Source organism: Sorangium sp. So ce117, from assembly GCF_051524395.1.
Lineage (GTDB): Bacteria > Myxococcota_A > Polyangia > Polyangiales > Polyangiaceae > Sorangium > Sorangium cellulosum_B.
On the sequence record NZ_CP150309.1, the window covers coordinates 724,654 to 748,815 of the forward strand.

The 24,162-nt window shown below is 70.6% G+C and carries 19 protein-coding genes; 15 read left to right on the forward strand and 4 right to left on the reverse strand.

Annotated features, from left to right (window positions below):
- The first annotated feature begins 134 nt into the window (after window positions 1-134).
- From WMF46_RS02755 to WMF46_RS02825, 15 genes are all read left to right on the forward strand, one after another.
- A complete protein-coding gene (locus WMF46_RS02755) occupies window positions 135-2,672 on the forward strand; it encodes an MXAN_6577-like cysteine-rich protein (protein ID WP_437984165.1) in 2,538 nt (845 codons plus the stop codon).
- Between the two features lie 362 nt (window positions 2,673-3,034).
- Complete coding sequence (locus WMF46_RS02760; RefSeq protein WP_437984166.1) at window positions 3,035-4,141, forward strand: hypothetical protein; 1,107 nt, start codon at window positions 3,035-3,037, stop codon at window positions 4,139-4,141.
- Between the two features lie 256 nt (window positions 4,142-4,397).
- Window positions 4,398-4,754: an NADH-quinone oxidoreductase subunit A gene (locus tag WMF46_RS02765; protein ID WP_437297602.1), complete on the forward strand. Its 357-nt coding sequence runs from the start codon at window positions 4,398-4,400 to the stop codon at window positions 4,752-4,754.
- Between the two features lie 26 nt (window positions 4,755-4,780).
- Window positions 4,781-5,326: an NADH-quinone oxidoreductase subunit B gene (locus WMF46_RS02770; RefSeq protein ID WP_437987842.1), complete on the forward strand. Its 546-nt coding sequence runs from the start codon at window positions 4,781-4,783 to the stop codon at window positions 5,324-5,326.
- Window positions 5,323-5,976 carry an NADH-quinone oxidoreductase subunit C gene (locus WMF46_RS02775; protein ID WP_437984167.1) on the forward strand — a complete coding sequence of 218 codons (654 nt, stop codon included), beginning with the start codon at window positions 5,323-5,325 and terminating at the stop codon, window positions 5,974-5,976. The genes WMF46_RS02770 and WMF46_RS02775 overlap by 4 nt, the downstream gene beginning before the upstream one ends.
- 3 nt (window positions 5,977-5,979) lie before the next feature.
- Window positions 5,980-7,194 carry an NADH-quinone oxidoreductase subunit D gene (locus WMF46_RS02780; RefSeq protein WP_437984168.1) on the forward strand — a complete coding sequence of 405 codons (1,215 nt, stop codon included), beginning with the start codon at window positions 5,980-5,982 and terminating at the stop codon, window positions 7,192-7,194.
- 79 nt (window positions 7,195-7,273) lie between these two features.
- The gene (locus WMF46_RS02785; protein WP_437984169.1) at window positions 7,274-8,956 is read left to right on the forward strand and encodes a 2Fe-2S iron-sulfur cluster-binding protein; all 1,683 of its coding nucleotides are present in this window, start codon (window positions 7,274-7,276) and stop codon (window positions 8,954-8,956) included.
- Window positions 8,953-10,719, forward strand: coding sequence for a complex I subunit 1/NuoH family protein (locus WMF46_RS02790; protein WP_437984170.1), 1,767 nt, complete (start codon window positions 8,953-8,955; stop codon window positions 10,717-10,719). The genes WMF46_RS02785 and WMF46_RS02790 overlap by 4 nt, the downstream gene beginning before the upstream one ends.
- An 11-nt stretch (window positions 10,720-10,730) precedes the next feature.
- Window positions 10,731-11,405, forward strand: a complete 675-nt coding sequence (locus WMF46_RS02795) for a NuoI/complex I 23 kDa subunit family protein (RefSeq protein WP_437984171.1) — start codon at window positions 10,731-10,733, stop codon at window positions 11,403-11,405.
- 102 nt (window positions 11,406-11,507) lie between these two features.
- Window positions 11,508-12,965: an Asp-tRNA(Asn)/Glu-tRNA(Gln) amidotransferase subunit GatB gene (gatB, locus tag WMF46_RS02800; RefSeq protein ID WP_437984172.1), complete on the forward strand. Its 1,458-nt coding sequence runs from the start codon at window positions 11,508-11,510 to the stop codon at window positions 12,963-12,965.
- A 141-nt stretch (window positions 12,966-13,106) separates the two neighbouring features.
- A complete protein-coding gene (locus tag WMF46_RS02805) occupies window positions 13,107-13,952 on the forward strand; it encodes a lysophospholipid acyltransferase family protein (protein WP_437549283.1) in 846 nt (281 codons plus the stop codon).
- 105 nt (window positions 13,953-14,057) lie between these two features.
- Window positions 14,058-17,459 (forward strand): GAF domain-containing protein, encoded by a 3,402-nt coding sequence (locus WMF46_RS02810; protein ID WP_437984173.1) that lies wholly within the window; start codon window positions 14,058-14,060, stop codon window positions 17,457-17,459.
- Window positions 17,460-18,094: 635 nt separating this feature from the next.
- On the forward strand, window positions 18,095-18,877 hold the full coding sequence (locus WMF46_RS02815; RefSeq protein WP_437984174.1) for a hypothetical protein: 783 nt from the start codon (window positions 18,095-18,097) through the stop codon (window positions 18,875-18,877).
- 79 nt (window positions 18,878-18,956) lie between these two features.
- A complete protein-coding gene (locus WMF46_RS02820; RefSeq protein ID WP_437984175.1) occupies window positions 18,957-19,787 on the forward strand; it encodes a hypothetical protein in 831 nt (276 codons plus the stop codon).
- 98 nt (window positions 19,788-19,885) lie between these two features.
- The gene (locus WMF46_RS02825) at window positions 19,886-20,209 is read left to right on the forward strand and encodes a hypothetical protein (protein WP_272097631.1); all 324 of its coding nucleotides are present in this window, start codon (window positions 19,886-19,888) and stop codon (window positions 20,207-20,209) included.
- 6 nt (window positions 20,210-20,215) lie between these two features.
- Here the strand turns inward: WMF46_RS02825 and WMF46_RS02830 are convergent, their stop codons facing one another.
- From WMF46_RS02830 to WMF46_RS02845, 4 genes are all read right to left on the reverse strand, one after another.
- Entirely contained in the window at window positions 20,216-20,359 is a 144-nt protein-coding gene (locus WMF46_RS02830) for a hypothetical protein (RefSeq protein ID WP_437984176.1), read from the reverse strand.
- Between the two features lie 118 nt (window positions 20,360-20,477).
- Window positions 20,478-21,647, reverse strand: coding sequence for a hypothetical protein (locus tag WMF46_RS02835; RefSeq protein ID WP_437984177.1), 1,170 nt, complete (start codon window positions 21,645-21,647; stop codon window positions 20,478-20,480).
- Window positions 21,648-21,859: 212 nt separating this feature from the next.
- Entirely contained in the window at window positions 21,860-22,456 is a 597-nt protein-coding gene (locus WMF46_RS02840; RefSeq protein WP_437984178.1) for an RNA polymerase sigma factor, read from the reverse strand.
- A 237-nt stretch (window positions 22,457-22,693) separates the two neighbouring features.
- The gene (locus tag WMF46_RS02845; protein WP_437984179.1) at window positions 22,694-23,863 is read right to left on the reverse strand and encodes a sigma-70 family RNA polymerase sigma factor; all 1,170 of its coding nucleotides are present in this window, start codon (window positions 23,861-23,863) and stop codon (window positions 22,694-22,696) included.
- Window positions 23,864-24,162: the final 299 nt, after the last annotated feature.

The following is a 24,162-nucleotide window of genomic DNA, read 5'->3' on the forward strand; positions in this document are numbered from 1 at the left end:
AGCTCGCCGCCAGCCGAGCACCCCCGCCGGTTGCGGATGCGCCGGCCGTAGGCGTATCCTGGCGCGCGCCTCGTTATCCGCGCGCCTCGTTATTCGCTCGCCTCGATCGGCCACGCACCCCCTCAAGGATGGCTATGAACAGATCCGGATTGCGCCTCAGGCCCGCCCTGTCGTCCGCCGCGCTGCTCCTGGCTGCGGGGGTCGTCCTCGCGGCGTCCTGCGCGGAGAGCCCCAGCGCGTCGAGCGAGTGCGCCGAGGGGCTGTCGCGGTGCAATGGAGAGTGCGTCGAGCTCCAGGCGAACGCCGAGCACTGCGGCGCGTGCGGCGACGCGTGCGAGGCGGGGCAGCTCTGCGTGAAGGGCCGCTGCAGCGAGGGCGGCGGCGGCGAGGGCGGCGGCGGCGGTATAGGGACCGGCGTCGGGGGCGGGGAGGGGTGCGGAGAAGGCCAGACCGACTGCTCGGGCGAATGCGTGAACCTCGAGACCGACCTGCGGAACTGCGGCGATTGCGACGTCGCGTGCGCGGAGGGGCGCGTCTGCGCGGACGGCTCCTGCGCGTGCGCGGGCGACCTCACGGAGTGCGAGGGCGCCTGCGTGGATGTGCGGAGCGACAGGCGCAACTGCGGCGAGTGTGAGTCCAGCTGCGCGCCTGCCCAGCTGTGCGTCGACGGCGTCTGCACCTGCCCCGCCGGTCTCGCGGCGTGTGATGGCGCGTGCGCCGATCTGCAGACGAGCCAGCTCCACTGCGGCGCCTGCGGCGTCGCGTGCGAGCGAGGGGCGTTATGCCAGGCAGGCACCTGCACCTGCGTCCTCGGGACGTATGACGAGCTCAGCAACACGTTCCCGCAGACGATCACGGGGACCACCCTCAGCGGCGAGACGAACTACGATCTCGCGTGCGTGGCCGCCGGCTCGTCGGAGCGGGTCTATCGCTTCACGCCTTCCGTGGCGGGGACATACACGCTGGACACCGTCGGGTCCACCTTCGATACGGCCATCGGGGTGCTGGGGGCGACCACCTGCGCTCAGCTCGCCTGCAACGATGACATTGCCACCGGGGTCGCCCAATCGAGGGTCCGCGCGGTCCTCGAGGCGGGCCAGCAGGTCCTCATCGTCGTGACCGGCTTCGACGGAGGGGAAGGCGATTTCACGCTCAACATGGCGAAGGCCGATCCGCCGAAGTGCCCTGGGTGGGCGATCGACGCTGCGCTCCCGACGACCGTCACCGGCAACACCGAGCACTCCGGCGACGCGATCAGGCCGAGTTGCGGAGGCGCGGACAGCCCCGACGCGAGCTACATCTTCACGGCGCCGGCGGCCGGGACGTATGTATTCGATACCTTCGGCTCCGCGTTCAATACGATCCTGGAGCTGCACGACGGCGCGTGTGATGGCGACGTGCTCACCTGCTCCGACGACTCGCGAGAAGGGTCGCAGTCGCGCGCCACGGTGGAGCTCGACGCCGGCCAGAAGGTCGTGGCGGTCATCGACGGCTTCGAGGGCGCGCGTGGGCCCTATAAGCTGAACGTCGACGCGTGGGCTCCGCCCGCGTGCCCCATGGTGGATCTCGGCTCCACCTACCCGCAGACGGTCACGGGCCACACGTCAGGCCTCGACGGCGTCCTCCAGCCCCCGTCGGAGTGCGCCACGGGCAATTCCCCCGAGATCAGCTACAGCTTCACGGCGCCCATCGCCGGCCGGTACACGTTCGATACGCTCGGCTCGACCTTCGACACGGTGCTCCACGTTCACGCCGGCAGCTGCACGGGCGCCTTGCTGGGGTGCAGCGACGACGCGGAGGGCTTGTCGTCCCAATCGCGGGTGTCCACGCCCCTCGCGCAGGGGCAGACGGCGTATGTGGTCGTGGACGGCGCGTCCGGGAAGCACGGCGCGTACACGCTCAACGTGAGCGGCACCCCGGGCCCCCCGTGCCCGGAGAAGGCGCTGGCGTCGGTCGTCCCGCAGACCGTGTCGGGGACGACCGCCGGCGCCGGCGACTACGTGAGCGCGCCGTGCGGCGTGCCCGGCGGCGAAGACAGGGCGTACAGCTTCACGGCGCCGGCCGACGGATTGTACGTCTTCGATACGTTCGGATCGAGCTTCGACACGCTCGTCCACGTGCACGCCGGCACGTGCGGCGGCGCGGTGCTCGGCTGCAACGACAACGCCACGGGCGTCCAGTCGCGGATCGTGGTGCCGCTCGCCGCGGGGCAAGAGACCGTCGTCGTGGTCGATGGCGCCAGCGCCAAACCTCAGGCCGCGGGCGAGTTCGAGCTCAACATCAGCCTGTTCCAGGAGAACGGCATCTGCGGGAACCCCGTCGATCTCGGCTCGACGGTCCCGCAGACGACGAGCGGCTCCACCTTGTTCCAGCCGAACTCGGGCACGCCGAGCTGCGTCGCGTCGAGCGGCAACGACAGGGTCTATCGCTTCACCGCGCCGGCGGACGGGACCTACGTCATCGACACGCTGTCGTCGAACTTCGACACCGTCCTTCACGTGCACGACGGCGACAGCTGCTCCGGCCCCGAGCTCGCGTGCAACGACAACGCGGTCATGGCCAGCTCGCGCGTGACCGTGACCCTCACCGAAGGGCAGGTGATCACGATCATCGGCGACAGCCGGCGTTCCTCCTCCGGCAACCTCACCCTCAACATCGCCGCTGTCCCTTGAGCGGGGCGGGCCCCGCTCGGTGACCCGCCGGCCGGGGCGAGCGGGGCGGCACGGGCCGCTGTGGCGGGTCGGCCGCCGCGGCGGGCCCGGCCGGGGGCCGGGGGCACGGGCCGGGGAGGGAGGCGCGGATCGGCGCGCGTGGGGGCAGGTGGAGCGGCATGGAACGATAGGGAGCCATGGAAGGCGGCCAGCGCTCTCGTCGGTGAGCGACGCGGGCGACGTGTCGACGCTGTCGACGCGCACGCCCTAGGAGTTTTCTTGAGAGCGGCGCCCGCCCGTGCGAGTCTCGGCCCCCTTGGGACTTGCGCCCGTCGTCCGGGACGCGCCCCTGTGATCCGGGTCGAACCATGCCAAAGGAACGCGTGTTCTCCCTCGATGCCGTTCGGACCGACGGCTGGTTCGAGCGCATAGGCGACGGCATCGGCAGCTTCCAGGCGCTCTGCGAGATCGTGGGCGAGGCGTTCTTTGCCTTCTCGATGATTACGGGCGCCCGGATCACGGCGCTCACCGTCGACCGCCGCAACCCGGACAACACCCTGGTCGACTTCGTTATCGCGCCGCCGGGCGAGGAGGACATCGACGGCGACGTCCAGCGGCTCACGCTCGCGGACTTCCGCCACCGCCTCGTCGGCGCCCTCCTCACAGAGGACACGACGCCGCCCGCGCCCGAGCGGGACACCGACCTCGAGGGCATCCAGCTCCACATCGGCGTCCGCTACCTGCTGCTCGCCCCGCTCTACGGCTACAGCCTCCGCAAGCTCGCCGTCGAGGGGAAGACCTCGCGCCTCCTCCTCCTGCGCGACGGCATCGAGGAGACCCACGAGCTCAACGAGTTCCGCGCCCGCATCCGCTCGCACGTGCGGGACGAGCTCGAGCGCGCCTCGGCCGGCGCGCGCTCCGCCATCGATCTCACGAAGGTCGCCGAGGCCGAGGTCGCCTCGCAGCGCGGCGACTTCCCGAAGGTGATCCAGCTGCTCGGCACCTGGCCGGCCCCGCTCGCGATCTTCCTGCGCACGCCCGAGGGGCAGATGCTCACGCCGGACGCCCGCAGCCTGATCGCCAAGGGCCTCGGCCTCCTCGGCACCGCGTGCGTCAAGCTCGGCGAGGAGCACCAGGGCGAGGAGGTCATGCGCCTCGCCGTCCAGTATGCGCACGACGGGGCCGCGGCCGGCGACATCTTCCGCCGGCTGGGCGAGGCCATGCTCGAAGACGGGCGGGCCGGCGAGGCCATCGGCCCCCTCCGGCGCGCCGCCAACCTCGGGGCCCCGCCGAAGCAGCTCTGGCCGCTGCTCGCGCGGGCGTTCGTGCAGCGCAAGAAGTTCGTCGCCGCCCTCGCCTGTGTCCGCGAAGCGCGGAGCGTGGGCGTGGCGGACGCCGACATGGTGGAGGAGATCCGGGAGATCGAGGCCAGCCTGGGGACGGCGCTCACCGCGTGGCGAGGGCTGGTCCTGGCCGCGAACCGCTCCTAGAATTGCGGCCCTCCGGTTGCCCGCCGGTTGACCGACCGCCTCCATTGACACCCCCGCGGCGGCCGACTAGATCCGGCGCGGATTAAGCCGGGATCGCTCGGATTTTTGCTGCTTCAGGCAGCATCGCCGCGTCGCTCTCACCTTTTTGGACTGCATGGTTCGGGGCCGTGGGCCCCGAGGTCTCGCCCCGAGACGCCGCGCGCCTCGGCGAGATGGTCGACCCCTCCAGGGGTCGACGCGTAGGAGTGCTCTCTCGATGGCCACCTACATCCCCCTGTTCCTGCTGTTTCTCGTCGCCGCGATCATCGCGCTCGCGATGTTCACGCTGACGTCGCTGCTCGGCCCGAGGAACCCGACGCCCGAGAAGATGATCCCGTACGAGTGCGGCAGCGACTCGACGGGCGGGCGGTTCGTCAAGCCGAGCGTGAAGTTCTACCTGACGGCGATCCTCTTTGTCGTGTTCGACATCGAGGCGGTGCTCATCTACCCGTGGTCGGTCCAGTTCCGCACCCTCGGGTGGACGGGCCTCGCGACGATGAGCTCGTTCGTCGCGCTGCTCGTCGTGGCGCTCGTGTACGTGTGGAAGAAGGGAGCTCTGGAATGGGAGAAGTGAAGGCCGGTGGGCCCTCGACGCGGGTGATGGAGGGCTCCGAGCACGGCTTCGCGACCACGCGCGTGGACGCGCTGCTGAACTGGGCGAAGAAGTACTCGCTGTTCCAGTACCCGTTCGTGACGGCCTGCTGCGGCATGGAGTACATGGCGATGGCGAGCCCGCGCTTCGACATGGCGCGGTTCGGCGCCGAGGTGCCGCGCTTCTCGCCGCGCCAGGCCGACCTGCTCTGGGTGGTGGGGACCATCAGCCAGCGCCAGGCACCCGCGCTCAAGCGCATCTACGAGCAGATGGCGGACCCGAAGTGGGTGCTCGCCTTCGGCACGTGCGCCTCGTGCGGCGGCTTCTACGACAACTACACGACCCTCGCCGGCATCGACAAGATCATCCCCTGCGACGTCTACGTGCCCGGCTGTCCGCCGCGCCCCGAGGCGGTGCTCGACGGCCTCATGCTGCTCCAGGACAAGATCGCGCGCGGCGATCGCACGCCGGCGATCGTCAAGCCGCGCGAGGACCCGGCGCAGACGACGGAGCACCTCGTCACCCTCCAGCGCAAGGAGCGGAGCCTGCGATGAGCAAGAAGGTCCTAGAGCTCCTCACGGCGCAGTTCCCGGGCGCCGTCCTGGAGACGCACTCGCAGTTCGGCGACGACACGGCGGTGCTCGATCCCGCCGTGTGGCGCGACGCCGCCCTGTTCCTCCGCAACGACCCGCGGACCCTGATGAACATGTTCGTCGACCTGACCGCGGTCGACTACCTGTGGCGCGGCGACGTGCCCCGCTTCGAGGTGGTCTGCCACCTGCGCTCGCTCGAGCGCAACCACCGCGTCCGGATCAAGGCGCGCGTAGGCGACGAGGAGGGCAACGGCGCCGAGATCGACTCGATCGTCCCGGTGTGGAAGGGCGCGAACTGGTTCGAGCGCGAGTGCTACGACCTGCTCGGCATCGTCTTCAAGGGGCACCCGGATCTCCGGCGCATCCTGATGTACCCGGAGTTCGAGGGGCACCCCCTACGCAAGGACTATCCGGCCAACCGCATCCAGCCGCTCATCCCCTTCCGGGACGTGCCGAACACCGGCAAGCTGCCGCCGTTCGGCCCCGACGAGGGCATGAGCTTCGGCCGCCAGTCGCACGACTTCGCGCTGAGCGGCCCCGGGGCGTCGATCGACGGAGACGAGGCCGTGAGCAACGGCAAGCGCGCGGGCGCGCTGGAGGAGCGGAGCTGACCCATGGAACCCCTGGATCGCGAGCTGGACGAGGCGGAGCTCGACCTACCGAGCGAGCCGATGCTCCTCAACATGGGGCCGTCCCACCCGGCGATGCACGGCACGGTGCGCATCGTGCTCGAGCTGTCCGGTGAGACGATCAACAAGGCCGACGTGCAGATCGGCTACCTGCACCGTGGCTTCGAGAAGATGTGCGAGCGCGGCACGTGGTCGCAGGTCTTCCCGTACGTCGACCGGCTCAACTACGTCTCGCCGATGCTCAACAACGTCGGCTTCGCGCTGGCGGTCGAGAAGATGCTCGGCGTCACGGTCCCCGAGCGCTGCCAGTACTACCGCGTGATCCTCGGCGAGATGGCGCGCATCTGCGATCACATGATCTGCAGCGGCGCCATGGCCATGGAGCTCGGCGCCTTCACGCCGTTCCTCTACCTGTGCCGCGCGCGCGAGATCTTCTGGGAGATCTTCGAGGAGGAGACGGGGGCGCGCCTGACGCACAGCTTCGGCCGCGTCGGCGGCATGGCGCGGCCGCCCACGGCCGACTTCAAGGCGATGGTCCGCGTGGGCCTCGCGCGCGTGCTCGCGCTCATCAACGACGCCGAGAAGCTCATCCTCAAGAACCGCATCTTCCTCGATCGCCTCGACGGCGTCGGGCAGATCTCGCAGGAGGACGCGCTCGCGCTCGGCTGGACCGGCATCGTGCTCCGGGCGACCGGCGTGCCCTACGACGTGCGCCGGGCGAACCCGTACATGGTCTACGACCGCTTCGACTTCGACGTGCCGGTCGGCACGCGGGGCGACAACTACGACCGGTTCATGTGCCGCCAGGAGGAGATCCGCCAGGCGGGGAGGATCATCGAGCAGGCGCTCGAGCAGATGCCCGACGAGGGGCCTGTCAACATCGACGATCCGCGCATCGTGCTGCCGCCGAAGGAGGAGGTCTACACGACCATCGAGGCGACCATCCAGCACTTCAAGATCGTCATGGAGGGCATCAAGGTGCCCGCGGGCGAGTGTTACTCGTACACCGAGGCCGGCAACGGCGAGCTCGGCTTCTACCTCGTGTCCGACGGCAGCGGCACGCCGTACCGCGTGCGCATCCGCCCGCCGTGCTTCGCCACGACGCAGGGGCTCTCCCAGCTCATCACCGGGCTGATGATCCCCGACGTCGTGCCGACCTTCGGCTCCCTCAACATGATCGGCGGGGAGTGCGACCACTAGCGACGGCGCGAGGAGCGCTCCCGTCATCGACTTAGGAAAGCAAGGGCCCTCCGCGGCCCCGCCGGGAATCGAGAGCACGATGCCTACGATCAAGATCGACGGAAGGGAGATCCCCTTCGAGAGCGGTGACACGATCATCCGCGCGGCGCACCGCGCCGGGATCGACATCCCCCATTACTGCTGGCACCCGGGCCTCAGCGTCGCCGCCAACTGCCGGATGTGCCTGGTCGAGGTGCTGCCGCCGCCGGGGCGGCCGGCGATGAGCCTCGACATCCTCCGCTGGGACGCGGCGAAGCAGGACTACGTGCCGGCGGCGAAGCCGAAGCTCCAGCCGTCCTGCCAGATGGCCTGCGCGAACGGCATGGAGGTGCTGTCCGACAACAGCGACCACGTGGCCGAGGCGCGCTCGGCGGTGCAGGAGCTTTTGCTGCTGAACCACCCGGTCGACTGCCCGATCTGCGACCAGGCCGGCGAGTGCCGTCTCCAGGACTACTGGCTGGAGCACCAGCGCAAGGGCAAGCGGATGCGGCAGGAGCCGGTGCACAAGCCGAAGGCGGTCACCTTCGGCCCGACCATCGTGTACGACGCCGAGCGCTGCATCGTCTGCACGCGGTGTATCCGCGTCTGCAACGAGCTCGCCCGGGATCCGGTGCTCTCCGTCCGCGAGCGCGGCAACCTCGGGGAGATCACGGTCTCGCCGGGGCGCGAGCTCGACCACAACTACACGCTCATGACCGAGCACGTCTGCCCGGTCGGCGCGCTCACGTCGCGCGACTTCCGGTTCAAGGCGCGCGTCTGGTTCCTCCGCAGCGCCCGGACCGTCTGCCAGGGCTGCGCGACGGGCTGCAACGCCTACCTCGACTACGATCCGCGCAACAACACGCCGTACCGGCACCGCCCCCGCGAGAACATGGCGGTCAACACGTACTGGATGTGCGACGAGGGCATGCTCTCGTACCGGCACGCGGTCGACGGGCGGCTGCTCACGGCGCTCGTCGGCAACGACGACGCGAGCGTCGACGACGCGCTCGCCGCGGCCAAGGAGCAGCTCGCCGGCCACGGCGACGACCCGCAGAAGGTCGCGATCGTCCTGTCGGCGCAGCACTCGAACGAGGACAACTTCGCGCTCTACCACCTCGCCACGACGTACCTCGGCGCGACCGACTTCTTCGTGTCGGGCAAGCCGCTCGGGCAGGGCGACGACATCCTCATCAGCGAGGACAAGAACCCGAACACCCGCGGCGCCGTGCAGATCGCGGCGGCGACCCCGCCGCGCCCGGTCGCGGAGCTGATCCAGGGGATCGCGTCCGGGCACTACGCGTACGTGGTCGCCCTCGGGTCGGACCTCGAGGTAGACGCGGGCGAGGCGCAGCGGGCGTTCTCGCGGCTGAAGGGGGTGGTGACGATCGCCGCCCACGAGGGGCCGCTCGCGAAGGCCGCGCGCGTCGCCCTGCCAGCGTGCTCCTGGGCCGAGGCCGAGGGGACGTACGTGAACGGCAAGGGCCTGGCGCAGCGGAGCGAGCGAGCGCTGCTCCCGCACGGCGACGCGCGCCCGGCCTGGGAGCTCATCGGCCGGCTCGGGCGCGCGCTCGGGTACGAGACCGGGTGGAAGACCCTGGCCGAGCTCCGCCGCGCGATGCCGCCCGGCGCGGCGCTTGGTGGAGCAGCCGGGGCAGCCGTTCCCACCGCGGCGCTCGGCGCTGCGCCCGCCATCGCCGACGGCGCGCGGGTCGAGCCGAAGAAGACGGAGGCCACGGCATGACCAGCGTCGAGCTCGTTCTCGCGATCGTCAAGATCCTCATCGTCGTCCTGTTCCTGCTGAACATGGCGGCGATCGCCACCTGGGCCGACCGGCGCCAGGGCGCGATGGTGCAGGACCGCGTCGGCCCGAACCGGGCGGTCGTCTACCTGCCGTCCCTGGTCGTGCGGGGCATCGTGTTCTTCCCCCCGGCGCTGCTCGCGGCGCTGTCCGTGTTCACGGCGACGCGCGCGGCGTCCGCGCCGGCCGCGGCCGAGACGATGGTGGCCGCCGCGCAGTTCGCGGTGGCCGTGGCCTGGCTCGGGCTGATCGTGTTCTGCGCGTCGGCCCGCAGCGGCGGCCCGATCAACCCGGCGGAAGAGGCGCTCGCCCGCGTCGAGCCCCGCAACATCTTCTACGGGGGCGTCATGGCCCACGTCGCGGTCTTCTTCCTGACGCAGGCGGTCCCGCTCTCGGCGGCGCCCGTCGTCGCGCGGATCGCGTGCGTGCTGCTCGGCGCGCTGCTGCTCGTCACGGGCGCGTACGCCGCGCTGCGCGTGCCCGAGGGCAAGATCCCGCTGCGGCTCCTCGGCACGCTCCACGCCGCGGCCGACGCCATCAAGATGATCTGGAAGGAGGACTTCATCCCGAAGAACGCCGACCGGCTCCTCCACTCGCTCGCGCCGCTGCTCGCGATGTTCCCGGCGCTCGTGACGTTCGCGGTCATCCCGTTCGGCGACAAGCTCTGCTTCGAGGACAACGGCGACGGGGTCTTCGGCTTCGGGGACCTCCCGCTGCTCAAGCGGACGGTCGACCAGGCGTTCACGTGCGGCGGCCACGTCGTGAACCTCCAGGTCGCGGACCTCAACGTCGGCATCCTCTACATCTTCGCGATGGCGGGCACCGGCATCATCGGCGCCGCGCTCGCCGGCTGGGCGAGCGATAACAAGTTCTCGCTGCTCGGCGGCCTGCGCGCCGCGAGCCAGATGGTCAGCTACGAGGTCGCGATGGGCCTCAGCGTCGTCGGCCTCTTCATCATCTACGGCAGCGTCCGGCTCGGCGACATGGTGCAGTGGCAGGCCGAGCACACGTGGGGGATCTTCGTCCAGCCGCTCGCGTTCATCCTGTTCCTCGCGGCCCTCGCGGCCGAGACGAAGCGCATCCCGTTCGATCAGCCCGAGGGCGAGAGCGAGATCGTCGCCGGCTACTTCGTCGAGTACTCCGGGATGAAGTTCGGCATGTTCATGACGGGCGAGTACGTGGAGCTCATCACGTCGAGCGCGCTCCTCGTCACGCTCTTCTTCGGCGGCTACCACCTGCCGTTCCTGGACCGCGATGGCATCAACATCGCCTTCGGCGACGCGACGCTCTTCCAGTACAAGATGACCCACTTCGCCGTGAGCCTGACCTATGTGCTGGCGTTCTTCGGCAAGACGATCCTCATGGCGTGGGTGCAGGTCTTCTTCCGCTGGACGCTGCCGCGCTTCCGTTACGACCAGGTGATGCGGCTCGGGTGGACGAAGCTCCTGCCGCTCACGATCGTCAACATGATGGTCACGGGCATCGTCGTGCTGGCCGTCGACTCGGCGCCCGCGGGGCTCGTCGGCGGTCTCCAGGTCGCGGCCGACGTCACCCACGCGGTCGTCGCCCTGGGCGGGTTCGCGGCGGTCGTGGCGCTGATCGCCGGCCTGCTCGAGCCGGTCGAGCGCCAGCGCACCGTCAACTCCACCTCGTCCCGGTTCGCGGCCGCGGCGGGGGGCACCAAGGCGTCGCCGCAGCAGGCGTAGAGGAGGATCTCATGGCGAGAGCTACCCCCAGCACCACGTGGACGAAGCCGGCCGGAAGGCCGGTCGCCGGCAAGCCCATCCCGCGCCCGACGCGGAGCGCCGACGTCCAGGCCTACATCCCCGAGATGGTCAAGGGCCTGGGGATCACGATGAAGCACTTCTTCAAGAACACGAAGGAGATGGTGCTCGGCCAGAAGCCCGACCCGGTGCTGCACGCGCTGGAGCCGGGCGTCACGACGATCAGCTACCCCGAGGAGAAGCGCCCCTACCCGGAGCGCTTCCGGGGCATCCACCGGCTCACGCTGCGCGAGGACAACTCGCCCCGCTGCGTCGCGTGCCTCTGCTGCTCGACGGCGTGCCCGGCGCAGTGCATCGCGATCGAGCCGGCCGAGTACCCCGACGGCGATCGGCGGAAGGGCTACGAGCGGTACCCGAGCAGCTTCGTCATCGACGAGCTCCGCTGCGTCTTCTGCGGCTTCTGCGTCGAGGCGTGCCCCGTCGACGCCATCCGGATGGACACCGGCCTCCACGCGGTGCCCTACGACTCGCGCGAGCAGTTCATCTACCGGCGCGATCTGCTCATGAGCCTCTCCGATCGCACGGGCTCGCGGCTGACGGCGAACACGCGCCACGAGCCCGGCGACCCGACGCACCCCGGCCTCTCGCGCGACCACGCGGATCACTGAGCCGGTCATCCCCCCCCGGTAGGCCGTGTCGTTGCCTGCCGGGCGGTGGAGCCCGGGCATCTCGCCTCTCGTCCGGCCGAGGTTCTGCTAGAAGGGCGGGTCATGGCGACGACGTACGGCTCCTTCGAGGCGGTCATCGGGCTCGAGGTCCACGCGCAGCTCCTCACCCGGACCAAGGCGTTCTGTGGCTGCGCGACCAGCTTCGGCGATCCGCCGAACACGCACACGTGCCCGGTCTGCCTCGGTCTCCCGGGGGCGCTCCCGGTCCTGAACCGCGAGGCGGTCCGGATGGCGGTGAGCGCGGCGCTCGCGCTCGGCTGCGCCGTGCAGGAGAGCAGCGTCTTCGCGAGGAAGAACTACTTCTACCCCGACCTGCCGAAGGGCTTCCAGATCAGCCAGTTCGATCGGCCGCTCGCCCTGCGCGGCCAGCTCGAGATCGAGACCGAGGCGGGCAAGACGCGGGCGGGGATCACGCGCGTCCACATGGAGGAGGACGCCGGCAAGAACGTCCACGGCATCGGCGGCCTGTCGGTCGTCGATCTCAACCGCGCCGGCACGCCGCTCATCGAGATCGTCGGTGAGCCCGACCTCCGCTCGGGCGTGGAGGCGGCCGAGTACCTGAAGCGGCTGCGCGAGATCCTGATGTTCATCGGCGTGAACGACGGCAACCTCGAGCAGGGCAGCTTCCGCTGCGACGCCAACGTCTCGGTCCGCAAGGTGGGGGAGACGAAGCTCGGCACGCGGACGGAGCTCAAGAACATCAACTCGTTCCGCTTCGTCGCCGAGGCGATCGACCTCGAGATCCGGCGGCAGATCGCGCTCATCGAGCAGGGCGGCCGCGTCCGGCAGCAGACCCGCGGGTACAACGCCGAGAAGAAGGAGACGTACCTCCTCCGCGACAAGGAGAACGAGTCCGGCTACCGCTACTTCCCCGAGCCGGATCTGCCGCCGCTCGTCGTGGACGAGGCGTTCCTCGCCGACGTGCGCGGCGCGCTCCCGGAGCCGCCGGTCGAGAAGCGGCGCCGCTTCACCGAGTCGCTCGGCCTCACCCCGTATGCGGCGTCGGTCCTGACCGGCCACCCGCAGATCGCCGCGTTCTTCGAGGAGGCCGCGCGCCTCCACGGCGACGCCGTGAAGGTCGCGAACTTCGTCCAGGGCGAGGTGCTGCGCGACACCCGGACGACGGGGCTCTCCGCGACGTTCCCTGTCGCCCCCGGCCAGGTGGCCGCGCTGCTCCGCCTCGTGGACGAGGGCGCGATCAGCGGCAAGCAGGCCAAGGAGGTGTACACGGAGATGGCCGGCACGGACCGGGCGCCCGGCGACATCGTCCGCGACAAGGGCATGGCCGTGATGAGCGACGCGGGCGCGATCGAGGCGGTCGCCGCGTCGGTCATCGCCGCGAACGAGAAGCAGGCGGCGGCGTACCGCGCCGGCAAGACCGCGCTGTTCGGCTTCTTCGTGGGCCAGATCATGAAGAAGACGGGGGGCAGCGCGAACCCGGCCGTCGTGAACGACGTGCTGAAGCGGCTGCTCGACGGAGCTCCCGCCACGGGCGGGTGACGGGGCTTTCTCCGAGCGCAAGCGTGAAATAGGGTGCCGCCGGCAGGCGCTCTCGCCGCGCGAGCCGGGGCGCGCCCGGCGCCTCCGCCTCGCTCAAGCCCTGGTTCCACCATCGCCCCGAGCGGGCAGGACATCCGACGCATGGTCAGCGCTCGTCCCCTCGACGCCCTCCGCTTCCCTCTCCGCACGGCCGGCTTCGTCGGCCTCACCTTCGGCATGTACGGCCTGCTCGAGGTCGACACCGCGATCTCGCCCGCGGCCGACCGCGAAGTGGTCCTCCACACATGGATGCGCCGGTATGGGCGCGCGCTCCTGAAGCTCTACGGGCTCGACGTGCGTGCGGGCGGCCTCTTCCAGGGCGAGCTCGCGGCGGGGCGGGCCGCCGGCGCGGCGGATCCGGAGGGCGCCGGGTACTGCCCTGGGCGTGACGCCGCCGGGCTCGGCCGGCTGTTCGTGATGAACCACCGCTCCGCGCTCGACATCATGATCACGCTCGCCTTCTTCGAGGCCACGGTCGTGAGCCGGGCCGACCTCGCTGGATGGCCGGTCATCGGCATGGCGGCGCGCCGCGTCGGAACGCTCTTCGTGGACCGTTCCAGCAAGCGCAGCGGCTCTGCGGTCGTCCAGGCGATGTCCTCCGCGCTCAAGGGCGGCCGTGGTGTGATGGTCTACCCCGAAGGGACCACGTTCTCCGGAGATGAGGTGCGGCCGTTCCGCGCGGGCGGCTTCACCGCGGCATGCCGCGTCGGCGCGGAGATCGTCCCTGTGGGGCTCGTGTACGGCGGCGCCGAGTCCTCCTACGTCGACGAGTCGTTCACGGCGCACATGGCCCGGGTGAGCCGTGCGCGACGTATCCCGGTGGCGCTCGAGGTCGGCGCGCCCATCGCCACGGTAGGCCAGGACGTCGGCGAGGTGCGCGACGAATCGCACCGCGCCGTCCAGGCGCTCGTCCGCCGCGCCCGCGCGCGGCTCGCCGCAGACGGTTAGGCGCCGCGCTCTTTCCTGCGCCGCTGGCTTCTGCGATCGGCCCTCGCTACGATGCGGGCCGCCGGCGACCCCATGGAGCGTGAAGGCAACCCTAGCGAGACCGCCATGATGTGGCAGGTCCTGAAGCCGCCCCGCGGAGGGGCGATCCATAATGAGCTGATGTTCCTGGCGGACGCGAGCGAGCAGCTCACCGGATCGCTTGACCCTCATACGATCCTCGAGCGGCTCGCGCGTCTGTCGGTGCCCTACCTGGCGGACTGGTGCACGGTCGATCTCATCGAGCGTGGCGCCGCGGACGCCATGGGCCTTGTCGGCTCCGTGCCGCCGCCGCCGCCGTCGTCGGACGGCGGTTCCACGTTCGTGGCCGGGCCGGACGGGATCGACCCGGCGCCCGTGGCGGGCATCTACGCGGCCCGGCGCCATCGCGCCGCGGACTCCGACCCGGCGGGCTCCGATCGCGCGGGCCAGGCGGGCGCGACGCGGCGGCGGTTCTGCCGCGTCGCCGCGAAGCACGTGAACCCCGAGCGCGAGGGGCTCCTGCGCGCGATCTCGCCCGACGCCGAGGAGCGCCTCGGCATCGCCAAGGTGCTGCACAGCGGCGAGTCCGAGCTCTTGCACGAGCTCGATCGCGACAAGAGCGACGAGGCCGCCGAGCGCGCCGCCGCGCTGGAGCAGCTCGGCACGCGGTCGGCGATGGCGGTGCCGCTCATCGCGCGCGGCCGCAAGCTCGGCGTGCTGTCGTTCGGCGTCTCGGAGTCGAACCGCATCTACTCCGCGGACGATCTCGTGCTCGCGGCCGAGCTCGCGCACCGCGTGGCGCTGGCGCTCGACAACGCCTACCTCTACCGGAAGGCGGAGGAGGCGCGCCACGCCGCGGAGCGGAGCGCGGACCGGGCCGCGTGGCTCTTCGCGGTGACGGCCGCGCTGTCCGACGCGATCACGCCGCCCGCGGTGCTCCGCGTGCTCGCGAGCGACGTCGTCGCGGCCGCCGGGGCGATGACCGGCGTGGTGGCGCTGCGCGCCGGGCTCGGCGGCGAGCTCGAGACGGTGCGCTCGACGGGCTACCTCGAGGCGCAGATCGCGCGCTTCAAGAGCTTCGACCTCGGCGCGGAGCTGCCGCTCGCGCGCGCGGTCCGGGAGCGGCAGCCGATCTTCCTCGAGTCCGAGGGGCGCTTCGGCGAGTTCGAGCCGGGCTTCGCGTCGTGCTGCGTCGCGACGGGCGAGCGCGCGTACGCCGCGATCCCGCTCTTCCTCGAGGGGCGCGTGCTCGGCGCCGTCGGGTTCGGCTTCTCGGCGCCGCAGTCGTTCACCGAGGACGATCGGGCGTTCATGCTCGCGCTGGTCCAGCAGAGCGCGCAGGCGCTCGAGCGGGCGCGCCTCTCCGCGCTGCAGACGGAGGAGGCCATGCACCTCTCGCACGAGGTGCTGAAGCAGATGCCCGAGGCCATTCTCGTCACGGACGTCGAGGGCAACATCCGGTACTGGATGGGCGAGGCCGAGTCGATCTTCGGCTACCTGTCCGAGGAGATCGTCGGCAAGAGCATGGCGCTCCTCCACCGCGAGGACGTCCGCGAGGAGAGCACGGCCCGGATCCTCCAGCAGATCGAGGACGCGCGCACCTTCGTCGGCGAGGTCCCGTGCGTGCGGCGCGACGGCTCCGAGGTGCCGATCGAGATCACGGCGTACGCGGTCCACGACCAGGAGGGTCGCCCGCTGTTCCTCGTCGGCATCCACCGCGACATCACCGATCGCAAGCGGGCCGAGGAGGAGCGCGCCCGGCTGATCCGGGTGCAGGCGGCGCGGGCCGAGGCCGAGGAGGCGGCGCGGCGGTTCGCGTTCCTGGCCGAGCTCAGCACGGCGCTGGCCGCGTCGCTGGACTTCACGGCCACGCTCCAGTCGCTCGCGCGGCTCGTCCTGCCGGTGCTCGCCGATTTCTGCCTCGTCGACATCGACGACGGCCTCGGCCTGCGCCACGTCGCGGCCGCGCACGTGAGCCCGCTGAAGGAGCCGCTGCTCCGGTACTTCCACCCGAGCCGGGTCGACGGCGAGCCGGGCCCGGTGGCGCGCGTGCTGCGCACGGGCCGGTCGGAGCTCTACGCGGACGTCCGCGGGGACGTGCTGCTGCACGAGGCGATGACGAGCGAGGAGGCCACGGCCAACCGGACGCTCGCGCCGCTCTCGTACCTCGTTGTGGCGCTCCGGGCGCGCGGGCGCATCCTCGGCGCGATCTCGCTCGTGTCGTCGGAGTCGGGCCGGTTCTTCGAGCGGTCCGACGTGGCCTTCGCGGAGGAGGTGGCGCACCGGGCCGCGCTCGCGCTCGACAACGCGCGCCTGTACCGCGAGGTGCAGGACGCGAACCGGCTGAAGGACGAGTTCCTCGGGACGGTGTCGCACGAGCTGCGGACGCCGCTCAACGCGATCCTCGGCTGGGCGAGGATGATGCAGGCGGGCTCGCTCGATCGGGTCGCCGAGACGCGGGCGCTGTCGGCGGTCGAGCGCAACGCCGAGCACCAGGTGACGCTGATCGACGAACTGCTCGACGCGTCGCAGGTCGTGACGGGCACGCTGAAGATCGAGCGGCTCGCGGTGGAGCTGACGCTGCCGGTGCAGACGGCGGTCGAGTCGATCCTCCCGTCGGCCGCGGGCAAGGGCGTGGCGATCGAGACGAGGCTCGATCCCGAGGGCGTCTTCGTCGAGGGCGACCCTGCCCGGCTGCAGCAGGTCGTGTGGCACCTGCTCTCGAACGCGGTGAAGTTCGCGCGCCCCGGCGGGCTCGTGCAGGTGCAGCTCTCGCAGGACGAGCGCTTCGCCGAGGTCAAGGTGATCGACGACGGCGAGGGCATCTCGGCGGACTCGCTCCCGCACGTCTTCGAGCGCTTCCGGCAGGAGGACAACAGCGGCGCGCGCCGGCACGGGGGGCTCGGGCTGGGCCTGTCGATCGTGCGGCACATCGTCGGCCTGCACAGCGGCATGGTGCGCGTGACGAGCCCCGGCCCCGGGCGCGGGACGACGTGCACGGTGCAGCTGCCGCTCTCGACGGGCGCGACCGCGACGGCGCTCACGAACGCGGGCATCGCGCCGGATCCGCGCAACCCGTTCCCGCGGCTGACCGGGGTGAGGGTGCTCATCGCGGACGACGATCCGGATACGCTGGCGATGCTCTCGGCGGTGCTGCGGCGCTGCGGGGCCGAGGTCAGCACGGCGACGTCGAGCAACGAGGCGCTGAAGCTGCTGGAGACGTCGGAGCCGGCGCTGCTCGTCGTCGACATCGGGATGCCGGGGGAGGACGGCTACTCGCTGATCCGGCGGGTGCGGGATCTGCTGCCGCGCAAGGTGGGGCGCACGCCGGCGCTGGCGCTGACGCCGTACGCGCGGACCGAGGACCGGGTGCGGGCGCTCGCGGCCGGCTACCAGATGCACGTGCCCAAGCCGATCGAGCCGATCGAGCTGGCGGCGGCGGTGAAGTGCCTGGCGACCGGGTTGATGCCCTGGTCCCGGGACGAGTGAGTGACGGGGGAGCCGGGGGGCACGCGCCGGGGTGGGGGTGTGCGCGGCAGCGCGCGGGGGGCGCTGGCCATCCGCCAAGACGGGGGCGGGGGAGCTTGCGCATGAAACACCGCCCGGCATGTCTCACTTCGGGCCTTGCCCTCTGAGACGTTTCGTCGCGCGCCACACAAGGCGCGCCTGGGACGTGGAGCTGGCTGGGACCTTATGGCACCTCGTTCGGTGCTCCAGCGCGCCCCCCGCGCGCTGCCGCGCACACCCCCACCCCGGCGCTCACGGCCCTGACGCCCATGCCCCCTGACCGAGGGCGCTCTTGATTCGGTAGGGGCCGGGCCGCTCGGGGAGCGCGGCTGCGTTCATTCAAGCGCCGACGTCGCCCTCCCCACGTGCGCCGTCAATGGTTGTCTCGGGGCGAGGGCAAGTTGTTGCCCTGGGCAAAGTGTTGCCGGCAGGGGCGGGGCCGCCGGGCAAGTTGTTGCCCTCCCTTCCGGTCGCGCGTCCGTGAGGCCATGTTTTTGATTGGCATTCTGGTTGCAATTCTGGACGCAGCATCGCCCGGATCCCATGACCTGCGTCGATGCGCGGCGCCGGAGGGTCCAGGCGAATGCACAAGGATTCTCGGAGAGGAGAGCACCGCCATGGCCACGCCCTATCAGATCGACATTGCTATGGACCAGAACACCTTCAACGCCCTGGAGTCGGGCGGATTTTATCTGTATGGATTCAAGGGGGTGCAGACGAGCATCCAGGGCGGCGCGCCGCTCGTGTGGTTCCAGACCAAGAACTTCTCCCTGGATACCACCATCTCGTGGGAGGAGCAGTATCAGGGGTACACCTCGCAGAGCGCCATCATCCCCGGCGGCAAGATCAAGGCGAGCGCGTCCTACGACATGAACACCAGCGACATCCTCCAGGTCACGAGCCCGGCGGGCACGGGCACCGTCGTGACCGGTGGAACGCAGAACGCGCTCTCGATCGCGAACCAGACCACGACGCAGATGGTCTGCGGCATCTCGCAGGTGCAGTCGGTGAACGGCAGCGCGGTGGCGACGCCTCTCTGCGCCTTCCCGCTCTACGGCAACATGCTGGATGTGTTCGCGCCCATCCAGCTCGTCTTGCTGGAGTTCGCCACGACGGCGGTGAACACGGGGACGGTCATCTTCCAGGCGTTCAGCCAGGCCGCCCTGATCAACCTCTCCACCGAGTCCGAGGTCTCGTTGAGCTTCGACATCAACACAGGCTGGAATTCCAGCGGCAACCCGGACGTGCAGCTCGTCCCCGCGGGCGCCAACCTCGCGCCGCTCCTGCTCCAGTCGTCCGCCGGCCTGAACCGAAGGATCCTCGCGACGCAAAGCGTCCACGCGCCGGAGCCGGCGGCGCGCCACGCCTCCCGCAGCAATGGCGGCTTGATCCAGGCCTGACGTGGCGCCCGCGGGGCGGACCGGCTGCCGGTCCGCCCTCCGTGGTCGGTCGACGAGCGCGACGCGACAAGGAGGCCTCATGCGACGACCTCTTCGTGGACAGGCCGCGCTCGTCGCCGCGTCGTTGCTCTCCCTCACGTGCGGCACGGGTCTCAGGACGCCCGGCGAGCGGTCAGGTGCGGCGACATCGGCGGCCGCGCGCATCGACGACGCCGCTCCGCCCATTTCAACCTCAGCGCCGACCGAGAGACGGCTGATCGTCTCCATGAGCGCCGAGACAGCGAGCGCGCTCGCCGCCTCCGAGATGTCGCTGTACGCCTTCAAAGCGGTGGGCGCAGAGGACGCCGCCGGCGTGCCGCTCGTGTGGTTCCAATCGAGGACCTACTCCCTCACCACGACCCTGTCGTGGGCGGCGCTTCATCGGGCCTACACCGCGACCCGCACGCTCCTGCCGTCGGCCCGGGTGGACGCCTCGGCCTCGTACGACATCGAGCCCGGACAGGTGCTGTACGTGCAGGAGCCGACGGGGACCGGCGTCGTGCTCCTCGGGGGACCGGCGAACGCCATTTCGATTCAGAACGACACGTCGACGCCGTTCACCTGTGGCATCGCGCAGCGCCTCGGCGAGACCGCCGCGCCGATCGCCTCCTTTCCGCTCTATGGCAAGACCCGCCAGGTCTTCTATCCCATGGAGACGGTGCTCCTCGTCTTCGCGGCGTCGAGCCTCCGCCCCGGCGACCCGGCCACCACGTCGCCGGGGCCAGGCGTGCTCGTGGAGCTGGGCCAAGAGAGCGCCCGCCGGCTCGCGTTCGAGATCAACGCGGGGTGGAGCTGGGGCTCCGAGCCCTGGGCCATGGCCGTGCCGGCCGGCGCGGACATCCTCCCCCTGCTCGTCGTCCGGAGCCCCTGAAGGACGATGTCCTGGCATCGACGTTGCTATTCATTGCCATCGCGTGTTGCACCGGCACGACCTGTTCGTCGTGCCTTGATACAAGACAGGAGACAACCATGGCCGTCGTCAATATCCCGCCCAATCAGGTCATCTACAAGCTCGGCCCCATCCCCGGGACGATGCACGTCTACAACACCGGCAACCCCGGAGGCGGCGCGACCACCTACAACATCACCATTCTCAACGTCGGCGTCTGGACCGACGTCGTCATCCAGACGGGCCACACCGACACCTACCAGCCCAACGGCAACGTCGTCTTCGTCCAGAACCTCGGGCCGAGCAGGCTCCAGGTCCTCTACGTGGAGAGCGAATTGACGGTCGAGCAGGCGGGCGGCCGCTCCGTGAAGGAGTTCCCCGTGCTCGACGCGCCCGCTGGCTAGTCGTCCTCAGCGCCGCTTCGCGCAGAGCGCGAACGCCAAGGTGAAGAGATCCGCGCCGGAGAGCAGCTGGCTGCCCGCTTCCGTCGTGGCGAGCAGCCAGCTCACGTCGCTCGCGGAGATCGACGTGATGGGCGTCGTCGAGGCCTGCATGCCTCGGCCGCGTGTATCCCTCTGGCTCCGGGATGTCGAGGTGCCATGGGCGCGAGAACGGCGGAAAACCGACGATTATTTTTTTTTGGAAATCGGGCGCCCTTGATCGGAATGCGTCCTAGATCTTCTGGAGAAGCCAGCGCATGAAGGGCCCAAGGAAGGTCTGTTTCCAGTGGACGTTGAAGTACACGTCCGCTTCGCCGAGCTCGGGGTTGTGATCGATGGTGACGGACGCGGCGCGATCGAAGAGGCCTGCGGTGTCGAACATGGCCGGGCCGAAGCCGGTGCCCTCGACGTAGATGAGCACATCGCCGCGGAAGGCGGAGAGGTTCGACGTGTGGCTCGCGTCGCGCCCCGAGAGCCCGCACGCGAGATCGCGGACGGCGGCGAGGGAGCCGTAATTGTCGAAGAGGGGGCCTACGAGCTCGAGCCGGGACTGGTCGCTATAGACGAGGCTCTGGGTCTCGAAATCGGCGACGGCGCGGATGAACGACGGAGTCGGGGCGAGCGCGCCCGGAGGGGGCGGGGCGCCGAAGACGAGCAGCATGGCGAGCTGGTTGGTCGTGCCCGGGGGGAAGATGGGCAGAGGAAACGCGCCCTGAGGATCGGCGGCGGCGCCGCGCAACGCGAGCCCGAGGACGGCGATGCTGGGATCGTAGGTCGAGCCCGCGGCGAGCGCCCCCTCGAGGTTGCTGCAGATCGCGTCGTTGTGCGCGGCGATCTCCGGATCCTCGGTGTAGAAGGTGCCCTCGTAGAGGAACACGCCCGAGAAGGCGCGGGGCGCGCGATTGACGAGCGCCATGGCCGTGTTGGCGCCCGCGGAGAATCCTCCGATGACGGGCCGCGCGCCGGGGTTCTGCGAGCGCACGAGGGAGAGCGCGAAGAGCCCGTCGTTCGAGAGGGTGTCGAAGTCCCAGTCGGCCATCACGCTGCAATCGGCGGCGCCGGACTCGCACGCGCCGGGCGGGAGCTCGGTCCTCCGCTGGTCGACGAGCCAGACGTCGTGGCCGGCCATGGCGAGCTCGCCGGCCGCGGACTTCGCATACCTCCCGGTCTCGCTGATCTCGTAGAATTCGCCCGGAAATGTGAAGGGGCTGAAGAGGATCACGGGCTCGCCGCAGCCGCGGCCGGCCCCGCGCTTGCTCACGTGGATGATCGAGAATCGATCGAGAGGGCTGTCCCCGGCGTCCACTTCGTAGACCACCCTCTCCAGCGATGGATGCGGTCGTGTGACCTCGACCGAGGCGATGTCGTACGCGCCGAAGGCGCTGCCCGCGAGAAATCCCAACCATCCAAGCATAGGCGCTTCCCTCCATGGGAACGGGGTGAACACCACGATGTTCACCGTGGTGCTTCGAGCGGCGCTCGCCGCTCGATGCGTCCATCTTCCGCTCGCGCACGCCCGAACGCTTGGTTGAAATGGACGAAAGCGTGCGCGTTGCCGCGTGGTGATGCTGGTGGGGTGTAGTCCAGTGTGTGCTGCTCGCCAGTCGTCGGACGCTACCGTTCAAGGAGACCCCGCAGCCTCCTTCGCGCTCCGCCTAGCTGCTGCACCGCCATCGAGGCCGGCATGCGGAGCCTGCGCGCGATGTCGCGGGTGCCATGGCCGACCGCGGCGAGGGCGAGCGCCGCACGGTCGCGCCGCGGCAGCTTGGATATCGCGAGGCGCACGGCGAGGAGGCGCTCGCGCGCGTCGACGAGGAGCTCGTCGTCCCGCGGCTCCGGCCAAGCGCTCCATGGATCGGCCACCGGAACCTCCTGGCGCACGCAGGCGCGCTCGCGGTAATGGCTCACTTTTCGCCAGGTGATGCCCTGCAGCCAGGCGCGGAGCGCTCGTGTCGGGTTCACCGACGGGTCCGGGCGGTACCTGCCCGCCTCGACAGCCATCCAGGCGGCCATGAGCACGGCCTGGACCAGGTCGTCACGATCGCGGCGCGGCACGCCGCTGCCCGTGACGAGCGCGGCGATCCAGCCACGCTCGGCGACGATGCGCTCGACAGGGAGGCGGACGGCGGGGTTCTTCGCGAACGAGGGGAGGCGGCGTCCGGGCGCGCTGCGCTTGTGCACATCGGAGCTCGTGCGGCGTCGGGTCTGCATACCAGGATCTCAGCAAGACACGTCGAGGAGCTATCGAAGCCATCGCGCACCCGCGCGGTTACCGCGCCGATGGGCTGCAGGCCGACATCGCTGCTGCCGGTCGAGTCAGCCCGTGTGGGCGCCGTCTGCCACCGATGCCGGTGATGACGCGTGGCGATGTGGAGAGGCGCTCTTTGCGCCGATTGAACGGTTCATCGACCCATCGATCCGGCGATTCGCCGATTCACCGAACGCGTGTCACGGGCGCGGGGGAAGCGGCGGCCACGTCGCGGTCAGGCGCGGGAGCGACGCGGCAGAGGTCGTGATGGCGCCCGCCAGCAGCGCGTGCGCCAGCGCGTCGTCCCCGATGGCGCGCGCGGCGGCCGCCATCCTCCGGTGCTCCTGCTCATCGCCCTGCGCGCCGGGCCAGCGCCGCGGCGACCGGGAGGTGTGCCGATGGCGCGCGGGTACGGTGTCGCCGCCGTTCGATGCCCCTTTCTCTCCTGATGAAGGTGTCTTGTCGTCGGCGGGTGAATACGAGAGCTCGCCGGCGTGCGCTGCAGGCTCCACCGTGGAAGACGCGTGTGCTCCGGCGGTGGAAGAGGCGTCCTGTGTCGCTGCGCCGCCGGGGTGGATCCCGCCGTGCCGGAGGCCGTGTCCGGCCATGAGGAGCCCTGCGGTCAGGAGAACGCTCCAGGCGCTTGCCGCGAGCGATGCAAAGGCGTGAGCGACCGCTCGCGCCCGCGGCGTCCTCGCGCCGGACACTGCGCGACGGAGCCCGCGCCGCACGGGTTGGAGCAGGAGCCGCCACGACGCGGCGCGGCTGGCACGCTTCTCCGGGCCGGCCCCATGGATCGCCAGCAGGACGGCGAGGCGGCGCTGGCGTCGCGCCTGCCAGCGGCGCGCCGCCGCCTTGAGGTCCGCGAGTCCGTGGCGAACACGGCTCTTCGCGGTCGTGGCGGGTATCGAGAGCAGCGCTGCGACGTGCCCGATTCCGGCCTCGTCGAGCTCGTGGGCAATCACGGCCTGGCGGCGCTCGGGCGGCAGATCGAGGAGCAGCGTCGACAGGAGCTGCCGCCGCTCGGCCTCCATCCGGCGCTCCTCGGAGCTCGGCGCCGCGTCGGCGATCTCCAGCGGCTCGTCCGGCCACGGCTGCTCGCGCCGCCGGCTGGCGCGGCGCCGGTAGTTGGAGGCGTGGTTGTGGACGATGGCCTTCAGCCAGGCGCGCAGCTCGCCCCGGGCCGGATCGAAGGTGGGAAGGGCCCGCGAGATGCTGTGCAGCACCTCCTGGAGCACATCCTCCCTGTCGGCCTCCGGGATCCGCTCCGATAGGACGCGATTCCGCAGGTAGCCGAGGTGCTCGCGGACGAGGGCGTCCCAGGCGGGCGGCGTCGCTCCGGGCACAGCGGGCGGGTCCTTTGTCTCCATGCCCGATCCATTAACCGCAGGTTACCTGATGGTGCCCGAAATCGTTCCTGCGGCCTCGATCTGCCGGCGGAGCCTCGTGGGTGAGCCTTGCGCTCCGGCGAGCTTCCCCGGGCGCTGAGCCGATGGGGAAGGCGTGAGCAATTGGCCGTGCCGCCGCTGCATTACGGGGAGCCGTCTCGTTGGCCATCAGAATTTTTTCATCGTTCAGCGCCGGAGGGCGCGCTTGCCGGCGATTGGCGGGCTGACTAGGGTCGGCGCGCATGCGCGGGACCAGGTGCTGGGGGATTGCGCTCTTGTTG